This is a genomic window from Exiguobacterium sp. SH0S1, from assembly GCF_004337165.1.
GTDB lineage: Bacteria > Bacillota > Bacilli > Exiguobacteriales > Exiguobacteriaceae > Exiguobacterium > Exiguobacterium aurantiacum_A.
Window position 1 is genome coordinate 1246489 of record NZ_SJVC01000001.1, and the last position, 15611, is coordinate 1262099.

At 48.9% G+C, this 15611-nt stretch carries 13 protein-coding genes and 1 other RNA gene; 4 read left to right on the forward strand and 10 right to left on the reverse strand.

The features are described from left to right. Positions 1–55 precede the first annotated feature (55 nt). Together EVJ20_RS06355 and EVJ20_RS06360 are read left to right on the forward strand one after the other, a co-directional pair. Positions 56–1351, forward strand: a complete 1296-nt coding sequence (locus tag EVJ20_RS06355; RefSeq protein ID WP_131507312.1) for a Y-family DNA polymerase — start codon at positions 56–58, stop codon at positions 1349–1351. Next, positions 1348–1677: a YolD-like family protein gene (locus tag EVJ20_RS06360; protein WP_070328717.1), complete on the forward strand. Its 330-nt coding sequence runs from the start codon at positions 1348–1350 to the stop codon at positions 1675–1677. The genes EVJ20_RS06355 and EVJ20_RS06360 overlap by 4 nt, the downstream gene beginning before the upstream one ends. Here the strand turns inward: EVJ20_RS06360 and EVJ20_RS06365 are convergent. Further along, positions 1674–3230: a SulP family inorganic anion transporter gene (locus EVJ20_RS06365; protein WP_131507314.1), complete on the reverse strand. Its 1557-nt coding sequence runs from the start codon at positions 3228–3230 to the stop codon at positions 1674–1676. The two genes, EVJ20_RS06360 and EVJ20_RS06365, sit on opposite strands and share 4 nt — an antisense overlap. A gap of 139 nt (positions 3231–3369) precedes the next feature. Further along, positions 3370–4782 (reverse strand): NAD-dependent epimerase/dehydratase family protein, encoded by a 1413-nt coding sequence (locus EVJ20_RS06370; protein ID WP_131507316.1) that lies wholly within the window; start codon positions 4780–4782, stop codon positions 3370–3372. A gap of 139 nt (positions 4783–4921) precedes the next feature. Here EVJ20_RS06370 and EVJ20_RS06375 point away from each other — a divergent pair, with 139 nt between their 5' ends. Next, complete coding sequence (locus tag EVJ20_RS06375; protein WP_131443139.1) at positions 4922–5113, forward strand: hypothetical protein; 192 nt, start codon at positions 4922–4924, stop codon at positions 5111–5113. A gap of 85 nt (positions 5114–5198) precedes the next feature. On the opposite strand, the gene EVJ20_RS06380 is transcribed toward EVJ20_RS06375, so the two are convergent. After that, a complete protein-coding gene (locus tag EVJ20_RS06380; protein ID WP_161568089.1) occupies positions 5199–6158 on the reverse strand; it encodes an HNH endonuclease in 960 nt (319 codons plus the stop codon). A 200-nt stretch (positions 6159–6358) separates the two neighbouring features. On the opposite strand from EVJ20_RS06380, the gene EVJ20_RS06385 reads away from it, so the two are divergent. Further along, on the forward strand, positions 6359–7198 hold the full coding sequence (locus tag EVJ20_RS06385; RefSeq protein WP_201740009.1) for a hypothetical protein: 840 nt from the start codon (positions 6359–6361) through the stop codon (positions 7196–7198). A gap of 330 nt (positions 7199–7528) precedes the next feature. On the opposite strand, the gene EVJ20_RS15335 is transcribed toward EVJ20_RS06385, so the two are convergent. The 7 genes from EVJ20_RS15335 to EVJ20_RS06420 all read right to left on the reverse strand — a co-directional run bounded on the left by EVJ20_RS15335 (position 7529) and on the right by EVJ20_RS06420 (position 15591). Then, complete coding sequence (locus tag EVJ20_RS15335) at positions 7529–7660, reverse strand: hypothetical protein (protein ID WP_268887650.1); 132 nt, start codon at positions 7658–7660, stop codon at positions 7529–7531. A gap of 217 nt (positions 7661–7877) precedes the next feature. After that, entirely contained in the window at positions 7878–10655 is a 2778-nt protein-coding gene (locus tag EVJ20_RS06395; RefSeq protein WP_131507320.1) for a TrlF family AAA-like ATPase, read from the reverse strand. A gap of 557 nt (positions 10656–11212) precedes the next feature. Beyond that, positions 11213–11368, reverse strand: coding sequence for an alcohol dehydrogenase (locus tag EVJ20_RS06400; RefSeq protein WP_131507322.1), 156 nt, complete (start codon positions 11366–11368; stop codon positions 11213–11215). A gap of 127 nt (positions 11369–11495) precedes the next feature. Further along, positions 11496–11851, reverse strand: a transfer-messenger RNA (tmRNA) gene (gene ssrA, locus EVJ20_RS06405). 49 nt (positions 11852–11900) lie between these two features. Next, positions 11901–12371 (reverse strand): SsrA-binding protein SmpB, encoded by a 471-nt coding sequence (smpB, locus tag EVJ20_RS06410; RefSeq protein ID WP_070328710.1) that lies wholly within the window; start codon positions 12369–12371, stop codon positions 11901–11903. A 48-nt stretch (positions 12372–12419) separates the two neighbouring features. Continuing rightward, complete coding sequence (gene rnr, locus EVJ20_RS06415) at positions 12420–14834, reverse strand: ribonuclease R (protein WP_131507324.1); 2415 nt, start codon at positions 14832–14834, stop codon at positions 12420–12422. 16 nt (positions 14835–14850) lie between these two features. Next, positions 14851–15591 carry an alpha/beta hydrolase gene (locus EVJ20_RS06420; protein WP_070328793.1) on the reverse strand — a complete coding sequence of 247 codons (741 nt, stop codon included), beginning with the start codon at positions 15589–15591 and terminating at the stop codon, positions 14851–14853. Positions 15592–15611 lie beyond the last annotated feature (20 nt).

Below are 15611 nucleotides of genomic sequence, written 5' to 3' on the forward strand. Positions count from 1 at the left end.
ACCATGATACGATAAGAAAAACAGAACATTTGTTCGTAAAAAAGGAGATGGGATCATGCGCCGGCGGATCTTCTGTGTCGACAGCGTCTCATTTTATGCCAGCTGCGAGTGCGCGGCCCGTAAGTTGAACCCGTACAAGACGAAGCTCGTCGTCTTATCGAACTTGCAAGACAGCGGCGCCCTCGTCCTCGCCGCGACCCCCCCGCTGAAACGGCTCGGCATCAAGACCGGCTCCCGGCGCTTTCACATCGACCGCCTGCCTTGGCATGAACGACGGCACGTCCTCTACGCCGAGGCCCGGATGAGCCACTACTTGAACGTATCGGTGCAAATCGTCCACATCCTGCACCAGTTCGCACCGCCTGAGGCGATCCGCGTCTACTCGGTCGATGAGACGCTCATCGACTTGACGGGGACGGAGCGCTTGTTTGGGAACGATGACCACGTCGCCCGCCTCATCCGCTCGACCGTCTTCCGCTACACCGGCGTCCCGGTCACGATCGGGATCGGACCGAACAACGTCCTCGCCAAACTCGTCCTCGACCTGCATGGCAAAACGACCGGTGTCGCCAGTTGTGCCCTCCACGACGTCGAACGATTGATCCATCCGGCCCCGATCGAGAAGATGTGGGGCGTCGGTGCGAAGATGGCGGTCCATCTCCATCGGCTCGGCATCGACACAATCGGTGACCTGGCCCGCTATCCGCTCGACGCGTTGCACGACAAGTTCGGCGTCATCGGTGCCGAGCTGTGGCACCACGCCTGGGGCATCGACGAGTCGCCGACGATCCTGCCGACGAGTTCGCTGTTCGGGGCGAAACGCCAACGGCCCCGGACGATTGGCCACGGCATCACGCTCATGAAAGACTATACGACGGAGGCGTCGATCCGCCTCGTCTTGCAGGCGATCGCCGTCGAGGTCGGGATGCGCACACGGCAGTCGGGACTCGTCGGCGGCAGCATCCATCTCGGTGTCCGCTACACTCGGACGAGCGAGCGGCGCGGCTTCAGCAAACAAAAAAAGCTCGCCCGCTTCACAGCGGACGAGCGTGAGTTTTTGCCGGTCCTGTTCCAACTGTTTCTTGAGGCGTGGGACGAGACCGAGGCGGTCCGTTACGTCTCGGTCGCCCTCGGCAAGCTCGAGCCCCGGAGCGACCACGTCCAGCTGTCGTTGTTCGAGGACGAATGGGCCCGGGCCCGTCGGTTCGACTTTTTAAACCTCGTCGATCAATTGAACGTCCGCTTCGGCCGCGGCACGATCCGTCCGGCCTCGAGTCTACTGAAAGACAGTCCGCTCCGCACGCGGCAACGCCTGATCGGCGGACATAAACAAGGAGGTGAACCGTCATGAGCCAGACCCGCTACAAAGACCGCGGTGAATTGAAGTGGATCCCGTTTCTCATGCCCGAACACGTGGCGCTGCTCAAAAAATATTACGCCCACGTCCAAAAGATCGAGCTGCCCGACATCGACGAGCAACTCCTTTATCTGTGGCAGACCGAGCTCGAACGGGCCATCCGGGAAGGCGACCAAGTCGAACTGACGTTGTTCGAGGATGGTCTCGCCCGCTCCGTGCGTGGCTACGTCCATGCCATCTATTACGCCGAACGCGAAGTCGAACTGTTCGACACGGACGTACGCCGCATCCCGTTCAGCCACATCCTGTCGGTCCGTTAAGACGCGTCAATCGCGTCTTGCGTCGTCTCGAACGTCACAATCCCGTCGAGGACGCCATAGTGATCGAGCGTCTGCCGCACGGGTTCTGATAAGTGGGCGAAAACGACACGTCGATCCGCCGCTTTCAGTTCCCGGACGACGCGGCGGACTTCTTCGACCGCCGTCACATCGATGACCGGACAGCGATGGAAGTTGAAGATGAACACGTCGGGCTCGTTATGGATCTGTTGCAACACGTGCTCGAACATCTCGATCGCCCCGAAAAAGAGCGGCCCTTCGACGCTGAAGACGACTTGCCCGTCGCGCGTCATGTACCGTTCCGTCTGTTCGCGGACGTCGATCGTGTCGGCCATCCGTTTCGCGAACAAGGCGAGCGCACAGATGACCCCGACCTCGACGGCGACGACGAGGTCGACGAAGACGGTCAGCCCGAGCGTGACGAGCAGCACGAGTGATTCGGCCGACCGATGACGCAGCATCTCGAAGACGTGGTGCCGCTCCGACATGTTCCAAGCGACGCGCATCAAGATCGGCGCGAGTGCGGCGAGCGGGACATAGCTCGCGAGTGGTGCCAACACGAGCACGGCGAGGAGCACCGTCAACCCGTGGATGACACCGGAGCGGCGGCTGACGGCTCCGGCTTGGATGTTCGTCGCCGTCCGGGCGATCGCACCCGTCGCCGGGATGCCGCCGAAGAACGGGACGACGACGTTGGCGAGCCCTTGCCCGAACAGTTCCTTGTCTGGGTTCATCTTCGTGCCGGCCATGCCGTCCGCGACAGCACCTGACAACAGTGACTCGAGCGCCCCGAGGAAGGCGATGGCGAACGCCGATGGGAGCAGCGTCGCGATCAAGTCGAGGTCGATCGTGAGCCAGTTGAAGTCAGGCAGTCCGCTCGGGATGCCACCGTAGGCGCTACCGATCGTCGCGACCTCGCCTGGTATGACGAGGCTGATAAACGTCGGCACGAGCATCGCCATGAGCAAGAGCGGCAACCGGACCGGTAGTTTCGGGACGAGCCAGAGCGTCAAGAAGCCGATAGCCGCGATACCGATCGGCCAGAGACTCGCCTCGGGGAGTGACGTGACGAGTTTTAGGACGTTCTCGTGAAAGTGCGGCGCCTTCTCGAACGTGATGCCGAACAGTTCATCGAGCTGGTCGACGAAGATGACGACGGCGATCCCCGCTGTAAAGCCGATTGTGACGGCGCGCGGCATGAAGCGGATGAGCCGGCCGACGCGGAGCACACTCATAAGGAACAGCAAGATCCCGGCGAGAAATGTCGTCACGAGCAGCCCTTCGTAGCCATGCGCCAGCATGACGCCCGAGACGATCGGGATGAAAGCGCCGGTCGGTCCGGCGATTTGGAACGTCGAGCCCCCGAACAGGCTGACGAGGATGCCGGCGATGATGGCCGTATAGAGCCCGTACACCGGTCCGACGCCCGAGGCGATCGCGAACGCCATCGCGAGCGGAACGGCGACGACCCCGACGGTGATCCCTGCCGAGATGTCTTTTTGCCACGCCTCACGCTTACTCATTAAATTTTCCATCTTACATTCCTTCTTTCCATTAGTTCGAAAACAAGTTCAGTGTACGCCTGTCACCACTTCTTGTAAACGTCACAGAAGAAACGTTTACATAATCGACAAACCAAAAAGACGTATCCATCACGCGATGGACACGTCTTCGTTAACTGGTCGGTGCTTCGACAACTTGGTCACCCTCATCCGCCTCTTCCCCAAGCAGACGGACGTGACGGCCGAACAGCCACATGACGACGAGGTGGGCTTTCGCCTGCGTCTTCGTATATAACCACCACGGCATGGCCGGCACGAACTCGTGGATGGCGATAAGCCCCTCGTTCGAGTCCGGGAGCCGTCTAAACTCGAGGCGGCCGGTTTTATCGTCCTCGGTCAGCTTCGCGAACAGTCCTCCGTCGATCTCGAATGATGCCATGTCGTCTGTCGCCGCATCTTCAAGCGACAGATGGAGTGCGACGAGTGATGGGCGCAAAAGCGCGATCTCCCAATCATCCTGTTCTTTCGTCGTCTGGATGAGCGGATACGCGACCCGCCCGAGCCATTCGAAGTACTCGTCGGCCATCCAGGCAGCCGACTTGTCGTCCGGCAGACCGAAGCGTTGAATCGAACGGACCGTATACTGTTGCGGCGCTTTTTTCTTCTTCTTGTCACTCGCCTTCTGCTTCGCTTCTTCCTCGAGCGCGTGCTCGACCGCTTCTTTGAACGGAATCTCGCCTTGTTTGACACCGGTCGTATCTTTCGCGACCATGGCGTGACCCATGCTCTCGACGAGCGGATAGACAGTATCTTTCGGCTCACCGGTGACCGCCATGACCCAAAGGCGCGACAGCTTGATTGTCGGGAACGGGAAGTCGATCATGACGCGACGTTTGCCCATGACGTCAGCCGTATCTTCGATCATCTTTCGATACGTCATCACTTCCGGACCACCGATGTCGATATGATGGTCGTACAGCGACTCGGCCCCGACGACCGAGATGAGCGCTTGGACCGCTTCTCGCAAATCAATTGGATGTGTCTCCGTCTTCGTCCAGTTCGGGAGGATCATGACCGGGAGTCGTTTGACGAGTTTCGCGAGAATCGGGAACGACGACCCTTCCGGACCGATGATGAGCCCGGCCCGGATCGTCGTCACCGGGACACCTTGCCCGCCGAGGATGCGTTCGACCTCGAGCCGGCTCTTCAAGTGCCGTGACAACGTCTTCGACTCTTTTGGAATGATGCCGCTCAAATAGACGATCTGCTCGATATCGTTCGCGCTCACTGCCCGGGCGAAGTTATCAGCGATGAGCGCGTCCATATCCTCAAACGTCGCCTGCGTTAGCCCACCGTCCGGGATCATCGAGTGGACGAGGAACATGGCGTAGTCCGCCCCTTCGCACGCCTCGCGCGTCTGCTCATATGAGAACAAGTCGCACGACCGCCACGTGATATGGGCCTCGTCTTCCTTGTTCTTCGTCGAGCGGGACAAGGCGATAATGTCGTACTCTTCTTTTAAATGTTCCATCACGTTCGAGCCGATATAGCCGCTCGCCCCCGCGATGACGATGGTTTTCCGCATAGTGGTCACTCTCCCCTTCATTTGCACATAGAGGTTATGTACCCGTCTTGGACTGAGATTAAATCAGTCGCGAGCCCTACAGTGTGCATTGGAAAATTTATGTAAACTAGACTCAATTACAGGCAGAGGAGGAATGGTTATGGGATTTTGGTATTTCTTGATGCTGTTGATCGGTGGCTGGCTCGTAATTCGTGCCGTATTCAAAAAGAACACGAACGGCCTCCTGCGGATTGGCACACTTGTCGTCGGTGGTCTGTTGATCGCACTCGGATTGTTCATGTTTCAAGATGGAAGTGATGCGATTGTTGCGGATTTATTCAACTTGTGGTGAGGATCAAATCACCGAATTGAGTTCATGATGGAATCACGCTTGAAATGAAAACGAGTCGAACCTTGTCTGGAAGGTGCGACTCGTCTTATTTTTTCGGTACCCAGTTGGCTTCAAATCCGTTTTGGACCGCATAGTCATACAGGTGAATCAATTTCGCCTCTTTATACGTTTTCATCTGTTCGGCCACTCGCAACTCATGATTTCGTTCCACAAGCGCATACAGATAGTCAATTTTCGCCATTCGGTTGTTTTTACTCGTGTTGCAACTCGGGCATGCCAAGACAAAGTTCCATAAGACATCATTCTGTATATAAGACCACGGGATAAAGTGGTCGACATGAATCTGTCTCAACGGCTTCAAGCAATAAAAACAGACGGGATGACCGTGACTCAGCAAAATTTGTTTAAACTCATCGAGTGATTGACGAGCCGAAACGAACTCGATTTTGCTCAAAATCTTCTCCATCACTTCGCGTGTATTGTATTTCTCTAAGAAGACAGCGAGTTGATAGTTCGTAACGTTCATTAAAACCCGCTTGTACTTCTCGAAAAAGACGACATAGCTGGGCACGAGTTTGACCCACTCTTCTTTCCGATTGAACGAATAAATCGTCTCACCAAACGCAGTATAGAACGAGCCATACACATACTTCTTATAGAACTGATTGACGTTCCGAATCAATTGCTGTTGCTGCTCATCCGGCAGGCGGTCAAAATTCCACGTTAACGGAATCTCATGCGTCGCTTGAAACGCAAGCATCGTTTTTTCAACCGAGCTCAATTTCCCAATTTGATTCACTTGTCGCAACCCGTTCGTCACAATCAAATTCCAATACATCTTCGTCACGTGTCTCGAAATTTGTCGAAACGTCAGTACACCCGAATCATTCAGTTCGGTCGTACATTCGAGTAGCGCCTTCATCAGCATATGTTTGTACGTCGTCGTGTGTGTCGCGTTCATTAGAAACTGTTGGGTGTAGCGCCATAAATCTGTCTCCGTCAAATAGTCACCTTTGGCCTCAGCCACTTCTAAATTCCAGCCCATAGCCATGCCCCCTAGTCTTATGTATCGTTGTGACGACATCCCTCTTAAAATTTTAAGTATATGCTGCATTTTTTTCGAATCACACCCCATATCGGGTAGAGCACTATATAAGCAATTGTTCAGTACCTAATCAGCAGACCAATTGAGCACCGTTTTGGAAAATCGAGCCGACCCTGCTAGCGTTCACCTGGGGAAAGAGAGTGAAAAAAATGTCTGTAGAGAATCCATACAAATCGGATTTAGAGAAGATTTTATCACATCGGTATGACCAAGGCGCAGACTATTGGACAACACCCGACAAACGATTGAGTAAAGGGTCTCCCTTTTCCACACTCGATTGTGTACTCTATCTTTTAGAATTAGGCATGGACCCGACTGATCCTTTATTAGAAGAATGTGCTGAGCTCATCTTTAGTACATGGCGAACGGACGGACGATTCAAACTGTATCCACAAGGCGCTATCTATCCGTGTCATACAATCAATGCCACTAGTGCACTTTGTCAATTAGGCTACGTCCATGATGCCAGATTGCAACAAACGTTTCAGCATTTGTTCACGACCCAACATGTCGACGGCGGGTGGCGATGCAGAAAGTTCAGCTTCGGTCATGGTCCCGAAACTGAGTATTCAAACCCGTTCCCAACACTGAACGCCTTGAATGTATTCCGTTTCAGTGATTACTTAAACAAAGAACCAGCACTCGATAAAGCCGTTGATTTTTTGCTCGAGCATTGGACCATCCGCGAACCAATCGGTCCGTGTCACTTTGGAATCGGGACGTTATTTATGCAAATAGAATATCCATTTCAAAATTACAATCTCTTCATTTATGTCTATGTTCTATCATTTTATAATCGCGCCAAAGACGACAAGCGCTTTTTGGAAGCCTTGGCCACACTACAGTCTAAACTGGTCGATGACAAGATTGTGGTCGAGCGGGTCGTTCCAAAACTAGCGAAGTTGTCATTCTGCCAAAAAGGAAAACCGAGTGAACTAGCCACGCTTCGTTATAACCAAATCTTAAAAAATCTTCTGTGATTACATCGCACAAGAACAGAAATAATCAAGCAAAAGTGAGGCTAGGACATAGTCTAGTAAAATGATAAGAAAGAGGCCACCTGATGCGATTTGTTTGCGCCAGGTGACCTCTTTTCGCTGAAATGCTTTAAAATCAGCTGATTATGTACCAACCTCTTTGTCTTCTCTCTACAGATTACTTGCTGAACGAAGCATCAAAACTAGGAGAGAAGATGACTCGGTATTAAGGTGATGTTGTCGCAATCAATGAATTCATATCTTTAGAATATCGCTTTCGTGCCCGCCGTCCGGGATCATCGAGTGGACGAGGAACATGGCATAGTCCGCCCCCTAGCACGCCTCACGCGTCTGTTCATACGAGAACAAATCGCACGCCCGCCATGTGATATGCGCTTCGTCTTCTTTGTTCTTCGTCGAGCGCGACAAGGCGATGATGTCATATTCTTCTTTTAAATGGTCCATCACGTCGAATCGATATAGCCGCTTGCGCCTGCAATGACGATGGTTTTCCGCATGTTAGTCACTCCTCTTGATTTTCACATAGAGGTGATGTACCAGTCTTAGTAAGAAAGTAAATCAGTCTTAACATATAAAAATCAGTCAACTTGATTCTTAATACATTAAATTGACAACAGCTAAAAAGTAAAAATATACATCAGCCGACTCTCAGAATATTTATTCAGTCGACAATTAAAGTATTCAAATCATATTTAACAGCTCTTGATTTAAAGGCCGAAGTGCCACCTTCCATTATTTTGCATATGGAATCTTTAACTTTCGTGTTGTCAATACTCCCTATCTCTTTAGGGGTAAAAGAAAGTTTATTAGAATTCATAACTAAAACTAAATCCGAATCTCCGTTCACAGGAATATTAGCGTTATGCGTAACAATAATTATTTGACGCTTACTTTTTGATTTTTTAATTCTGTCTACAATTAAAGAATAAATTAAAGAGTTGTCTAGATCATCTTCTGGCTGATCTAAAATTAATGGACCTTCTCCAACACTTAAAATAAGAGTTAGTATAGCCGAAGTTTTTTGTCCGGCAGAAGCATTACTTAAAGGTTTATAGTCCTCTTTCTCACTACTTTTATATTTTATAACAATTTCATCTTCTGGAAATAGTACATTCATTTCTTCTAACTGGAGCTGTGACATATCATTAATCAAATTCACAAACCTACCAGACAACTCTAGGGGATTTTTGTCAGTAGCTTTCGTTTCTTTTATTAAATCCACAAGTTTTTGGAGTTGTGTTTCGACTTTTCCTTTTTGCACATATGAAACAATTTTTTCGAAATCATTTTCAAATCCAGTACTTCTTGAAAAATGTTCTCTAAGTTTATATAAGTAGTCTTCAAAATCTCTGAAAAGATTTACTTGCCCACTGAGTAGATTATTATCTTTAAGAACATCATCTATAAATTGAAATCTAACACTTCTCATTTCTTTTCTAACGCTATGAAGTTCTTCAAAAATATTTGTTTTCTGTTTTAATAAATCTACAACTTTTGTTTCCAGCTCAGCTAATTGAAGTAGTTCTTTTTTGAGATCGAGGATTTCTTTAGAAATAAGCTCTTTTTTTAATATCAATTGAGTAACATCGCCTTGCTCTTCTCTCTTTTTGGTCAATTTTTCTGAGTGCTCTAAAAGTTCAGTGTTCCACTTCGTCGCTTTAAAATCCGAAATTATGTTTTCTTTAAATTGAATAAAATCATTAATACTATCTGACATAATTTTTTCGTAATTAAGTAAGTAATCTTTAATTTTTTCGTTAATAGCAAATAATTCAGGATGTGAAGAAACATTGTAACGTTCCTCATCTAAGGTACTGACCTCAACAGATAACGCTTGATTAATTTTTTCTATTTTCACATCTATAGTCTTGAATACATTATTTATATTATCTCGATCAAGAGAAAATTGCTTTTCATCCTCAAGTAATTCTACAATTTCGGGTGCGCTAATTTTATTTTCTTCGTTTTCTAAGTCTTTTAATTTTAATTCTAGAACTGATTTTTCCTTCAAACGCTTTTCCATATTATGAATTTCAGTCAAATTTTTTCTATAATCCTCCAAACATGCTTGAAGTTTATTTTTTAATTTCTCCATAGGAGAGATACTTGAGTCTATAAAATTTCTTAAAGCATCTGGTTTTTTTGAAATATCATAAACTTGCTTTTGTGAAAATAATTTAATGCCCAATTTCTCAATAACATTACTAATCTGATCCACAGGAATTTCTGTTTCTGTTCCATCTACATGTAATACTTTTAATTGATGCTTTATTTCTGAGTTATTTTCAAATTTTAAAAAATATTGAGATTCACCTACTATAACTTTTAGATTGGTTTTGGTTTCACTTGTAAAGACTCCGAGATCATTTGATTTTAATCGACAAAATTCATTATGATCTTTTAAAATTTCATCATGTCTCTGGATATCATGCAATAAATTAAGAGAATTTCTAACTAATCTCAATACCCCTGACTTTCCAGTTCCTCGGCCTCCTATAATAGTTGTAAGCTGAGGATTAAAATTGATTGTATCCATACTGTTTTTCAAATTATATGTTGTATTTTCAATCTGTAATTCTTCAATATAGACCGAAGAATGAAACTGGGTACTTTCTTTAAAATCGAAATCATTTATAATCCGTAATTCCGGCATAAACAAAGCTTGCTTCAAACTATCAATAGTAATTTTTTCATCCATTTTAATCCAAGTATATCTTGATCCTATACCGTATAGACCGTGTTTAGGAGTATTTATTCCTGCAGGGTTATCTGAAAAAGTCAATTTTGCAATCTTCTTGTCTTGGAAAAAACGAGATGTCTTAACCCAGGGTAACCAAATATCTTTTGATATATTCGGATACAAATCATTAAAATAATTTTGCATTTCATCTTCGGTTTTAAGAGAGTTTTGAAAAATTTCCTTATGCACTATTTGAACACCTAAAATATTATTTTCTTCACATACCTTGTGTTTATTCTCATCAGAAAATGGTCCTAATCCAGAGTATTGATCAATGTGAGCTGCAATGACTATACCATTTCTAATTTTCGCTTTTTCTGCCACATCGAAAATGCTTAAACTTGTACTGTAGTTTTCTTTTGAAATATTACTTTCATATACTTCAATAAATGATAAAAAAGCATTCACGTGCTTACTATCTTTTGATGGGTCAAACAAAACTAGAGCATGTTGTTTACTGTCCCCACAAGTAACTTCCACGCCCGGAAAAATAACTAACTTCCCTGAAGCAGCTTGCTTAATTACATTAATTCCATCCCCTGTATTATGATCAGTCACTGCCACACACGATAAACCATTGTCTAAACAAGCTTGAACCCATTCTTCAGCTGTAACTGACTGATCTTCAAAACAATCACTAGTAACAGTATGTAAGTGTAAATCACATTTATACCAATTTAATCCACGTACCTTATTCATAATTTCCTCCTATTAAATCTTTCTAAGTTTTTTTAACATCGTTTCTATTATAACTAAATTTCCCTATATTATCCTTTTGAATAAAAGGATAAAAAAGGATTAGATGTCTTATAATTCAAGACATCCAATCCTTTAAACTTTTATTGGAGATAGCGAGAGTCGAACCCGCGTCCGAAGGCATCGTAACGCATGCTTCTACGTGTGTAATTTATCTATTGAATCTCAATGGGACACTGCCGATAAACAGGAGTTGTCGCATCCAAGTGGATGGCTCGTAATTCACAGCCCTTTTTAAAAAGAACACGAACGGGCTCATCCGTTTCGGCACACTCGTGATCGGTGGTTTATTAATCGCACTCGGATTATTTCCTGTTTAAGTTTAGAATTGATACGGTTGTTGCGGATTTGTTTAATTTGTGATGAGATTCAAATCGGTTCTGATCAGCAAAAGAAGAAACAAGAAGAGGGCCACCCATGCAAAAAACATGCACGGATGACCCTCTTTATTTGTCCCGACTTCTTATGGCAAAACACTTGAAGTCAGCTAAGCTGTCTGATCATTCACCAGATGGTTTTTTTTCTGTTTGCTTCTGCAAATATGCTTCTCGAATCTGATTTAGCTTTTCTTTTTTATTCGAAATAGCTGGTTTTTTACCGTCTTGATACTTTGCAGCAGCTACTTTACTTTTATGATCTAATTGATATTTTCCCATTCTATTCACCTGCTTTCATTTCATTGTGATTGACTTGCTCCATTAACATCAAAAGACCTTCTAATCTCAATGAAATTAGAAGGTCTTCATTAAAAATCATTGATTGCAGTCACTGTAGACTGCTTAAAAATGGAGACGGCGGGAGTCGAACCCGCGTCCGAAGGCATCGTAACGCATGCTTCTACGTGTGTAGTTTATCTATTGAATCTCAATGTGACACTGCCGATAAACAGGCGTTGTCGCATCCAGTCTGATTCATCTCTTCTTCGCGCCCTCAGACGGCGAGGTTGAAGCGTAGCTTGCTTAGTTTGAGACCCTGAAAGTCATCCACACAAGCGATGGATGTCAGGATCCGCAGGGCACTTAGGCTGCTGCGAGTTGTGTGTTAGTTTTGCCAGTTATAGGCGTTTGCGTTTTAACGAGGCCGACCCCTCGACACGCCACATACGACCGACCTACCCCCGTCGAATCCATAACGTCCCCGAGGTGGTAATTGGTACTACAACAACTATACCACAATCAGGTCTCGCTGTCAGTATTTTTGCCGGTCCCGGAGTGCCCGGTCGACGTCACGCTTCGCGTCTTTCTTCTTCAAGTCATCGCGCTTGTCATACTTCTTCTTCCCGCGCCCGATGCCGAGGAGACATTTAGCGAAGCCGTTCTTGAGATACACTTTGAGCGGGATGATCGTATACCCGTCCCGGCCTTGTGCGCCGATGAGCTGGTTGATTTGTTTTTTATGCAACAATAGCTTTCGGATACGGAGCGGCTCGTGATTGAACCGGTTCCCTTGCTCGAACGGGCTGATATGACAGTTGTGAAGCGTTGCCTCGCCACCGTCAAAGCGGACATACGCGTCGGCGATGTTGATCTTCGACTGGCGCACCGATTTAATCTCGGTCCCGGTCAACACCATGCCGGCTTCAATCGTATCTTCGATCGCATAATCGAAGGACGCTTTTCGGTTTTGCGCGAGCGCGTTCGAATCTTTCTTCTTGGCCATATTACTCAGTCCTTTATATCAAATTACGGAAGGGGTCTCCCCCTCCCGTCAGCGACGTTTCTTCGCTCCGCGTTTCGCGTCGCCTGTTCGTTTTTGACCGTCTTGTTTCTTCAGATCGAGCGCCGAACGTCCTTGCGACGATTTCGGCTTCTCGCCTGGCTTACTCGGCTTGCTCGCTTGGCCCGGTTTTCCTGGTTTTCCCGGTTGTCCAGGCTTGCCACGTTTTGGACGTTTGTCGTCACGCCCGCGACCTCCGCGCTTATCGTCTTTCTTCGGACGACCTTCCGTCGCTTTGATCGTCGTCGGTTGACGACGACGCGTCTGTTCCCGTTTCGGCATACCGACGACCGTGAAGTCGATCGTGCGCTCGTCTAGGTTGACGGCGTCGACTTTGACTCGGACCGAGTCACCGATCCGGAACTGACGTTTCGTCCGCTCACCGAGCAACATGAGCTGTGACTCGTCGAAGTGGTAGTAATCATCCATCGTTTGAAGACGGACGAGCCCTTCGATCGTGTTCGGGAGCTCGATGAACATCCCGAAGTTCGTGATACCGCTGACGACACCGTCGAACTCTTCACCGAGACGTGACTCCATGTACTCGGCTTTCTTGAGCGCTTGCGTCTCCCGTTCAGCGTCGACCGAGCGACGTTCGCGTCTCGACGTCTGTTCGGCGATCGAACTGAGACGTTCCTCGTACTTGGCGATCGTCTTGTCCGACAAGTCCTGGTTGAAGGCGTACGTCCGCATGAGACGGTGGACGATCAAGTCAGGGTAACGACGGATCGGCGACGTGAAGTGCGTATAGAAGTCGGTCGCAAGACCGAAGTGACCGAGCGAGACGTCGTCATACTTCGCCTGTTGCATCGAGCGCAACATGATCGTGCTGATGACCGGCTCTTCCGGCTGACCTTCGATCGCTTTCAAGATCTTCTGAAGCGTCTTCGGTTCGACTTTTTGGCCTTTGAAGCGTTCGATATGCACGCCGAAGTTGGCGACGAAGTCGAAGAAGAAATCGAGCTTGTCTGATTTCGGGTTATCGTGTACACGGTAGATGAACGGGACGTCCATCTTGTGGAAGTGTTCGGCGACCGTCTCGTTGGCCGCGAGCATGAACTCCTCGATCAACTTCTCGGCGACCGAGCGTGGGCGCAAGACGATATCGGCTGCTTTCCCTTCCGTGTCGACGATGACTTTCGCCTCGGCGAAGTCGAAGTTGATGGCACCGCGCGAGTTACGGCGTGCACGAAGTACTTCCGCGAGTTCGGCCATGAGGTCGAATTCACCGATGTACGGCTCGTAGCGCGCGAGCGTCTCCTCGTCGTCACGTTCGATGATTTCACGGACGTTCGTATACGTCATCCGCTCCGTCGTCTTGATGACACTCGGGAACAGCTCATGGCTAACGACTTTCCCGTTTTGCGGCGAGATCTCCATGACACAGCTGAGCGTCAGGCGGTTGACGTGCGGGTTGAGTGAACAGATCCCGTTCGACAAGCGGTGTGGCAACATCGGGATGACACGGTCGACGAGATACACACTCGTCCCGCGCTCGAACGCCTCGACGTCGAGCGGTGAGCCTTCCTTGACGTAGTGCGACACGTCGGCGATGTGGACACCGAGTTCATAGTTGCCGTTGTTCAGTTTCTTGACGTGGACGGCATCGTCCAAGTCTTTGGCGTCTTCGCCGTCGATCGTGAAAATCGTCTCGTTACGCAGGTCGACACGGCCGATGAAGTCTTTCTCGTCCGCCTCTTCCGGCACGGCGTTCGCCTGGTCGATGACGTCTTCCGGGAACTCCGTCGGGATGCCGTGCTTGTAGACGATCGACAAGATGTCGACGCCAGGGTCGTTCTTATGTCCGATGATACGGACGACGTCACACGCTCCGGCGAAACGTCCATCCGGATACTTCGTGATGCGGACGACGACTTTGTGTCCTTCGACGGCACCGAGCGATTTGTCTGTGTTGACGATCGGCCAGAAGTTGATGCGTTTGTCGTCCGGTTCAATGAAGGCGAACTGGTCGAGGCGGCCGCTCGGGAGTGTGTACGTCCCGACAAATTCAGATAGGCCGCGCTTCAAGACTTTGAGCAATACGCCTTCTGTCTTGCCACGGTTATCCTCGCGTTTTTTGACGAGAATCGTATCGCCGTGATAGACGTCTTTCAATTGGTCCGGTGGCAAGAACACGTCTTCTGTCTCGCCTTCGACCGACAAGAAGCCGAAGCCGCGTTGGTGGATCGAAATGATCCCGGCCGCTTGGCCGAGCACGGCGAGCGTGCCGTAACGGTTCGTCCGCGTCCGGCCGATCAAGCCTTCCGCTTCAAGTTCGTTCAAGGTGCGGATGAGCTCTTTAAAGGCATCCGTCGACTCGAGCGCAAGACGCTCGGTCAATTGGTCTACAGTCAGCGCTTTGTCGCTTGCCTGGATGATTTCTAGTAGTTGGTCACGTAAATTCAACGTGACACCTCCTTTTTCACACTGACCAGTCTAACGTTTCGAGAAAATCGAGCACGTCCTGGTGCAGTTTCTCTTTTTCTTTGTCGAGGGTGATCACGTGTCCCGAATGTTCGTACATGAGCAGTTCTTTTTGGAACGCGTTGATCGCCTCGTAGATCTCGTGTGCAGATTGAGGATCGACCATGCGGTCTTTCGCTCCTTGGATGACGAGCGCCGGTACGAAGATATCTTCGAGCCGAGACGTCGTCTCCTCGACGAACGCACGTAAATCGGTGAGTGTCGGCATCGGTTTGAAGTCCGCCATCTCCCGTTCGATTTGTTCGGTCGATTTGTCTTCCCTTGATTTATATTCTCGGGCGTATGCCTGGACTCCTTTATACAATCGGTCCTCGGCATCGATTTCAGTCGGTGCGCACATCGGCACGACACCTTTGACGCTCGCTTCTGAAGCGAGACGGAGCGACATGACGCCGCCGAGCGATAGGCCACAGACGACGATTTCGTCGTAGCCTTTGTCTTTCAACGCTTGGTAGGCGTCTTGGACGTCCTGCCACCAGTCGTTCGGTCCAAATTCGAGCAACTCTTCTGGTGGGACGCCATGTCCCCGGTACTGGGGTCCCATGCACGTGTAGCCTTCTTTTTGTAGGAAACGACCGAGCATGCGGACGTCCGCGCTCGATCCTGTAAAGCCATGTAACATTAACACGGCACGTGGTCCGCCTTCGAAGAAGAACGGTTTCGGTGCACTCACTTTCATCGTCCAAGTCAACTCCTCAT

Coding starts and splice junctions, on each gene's coding strand:
- EVJ20_RS06355 (WP_131507312.1), top strand. CDS start 56: ATGCGCCGGCGGATCTTCTGTGTCGACAGCGTCTCATTTTATGCCAGC.
- EVJ20_RS06360 (WP_070328717.1), top strand. CDS start 1,348: ATGAGCCAGACCCGCTACAAAGACCGCGGTGAATTGAAGTGGATCCCG.
- EVJ20_RS06365 (WP_131507314.1), bottom strand. CDS start 3,230: ATGGAAAATTTAATGAGTAAGCGTGAGGCGTGGCAAAAAGACATCTCG.
- EVJ20_RS06370 (WP_131507316.1), bottom strand. CDS start 4,782: ATGCGGAAAACCATCGTCATCGCGGGGGCGAGCGGCTATATCGGCTCG.
- EVJ20_RS06375 (WP_131443139.1), top strand. CDS start 4,922: ATGGGATTTTGGTATTTCTTGATGCTGTTGATCGGTGGCTGGCTCGTA.
- EVJ20_RS06380 (WP_161568089.1), bottom strand. CDS start 6,158: ATGGGCTGGAATTTAGAAGTGGCTGAGGCCAAAGGTGACTATTTGACG.
- EVJ20_RS15335 (WP_268887650.1), bottom strand. CDS start 7,660: ATGGACCATTTAAAAGAAGAATATGACATCATCGCCTTGTCGCGCTCG.
- EVJ20_RS06395 (WP_131507320.1), bottom strand. CDS start 10,655: ATGAATAAGGTACGTGGATTAAATTGGTATAAATGTGATTTACACTTA.
- EVJ20_RS06400 (WP_131507322.1), bottom strand. CDS start 11,368: ATGGGAAAATATCAATTAGATCATAAAAGTAAAGTAGCTGCTGCAAAG.
- smpB (WP_070328710.1), bottom strand. CDS start 12,371: ATGGCCAAGAAGAAAGATTCGAACGCGCTCGCGCAAAACCGAAAAGCG.
- EVJ20_RS06420 (WP_070328793.1), bottom strand. CDS start 15,591: ATGAAAGTGAGTGCACCGAAACCGTTCTTCTTCGAAGGCGGACCACGT.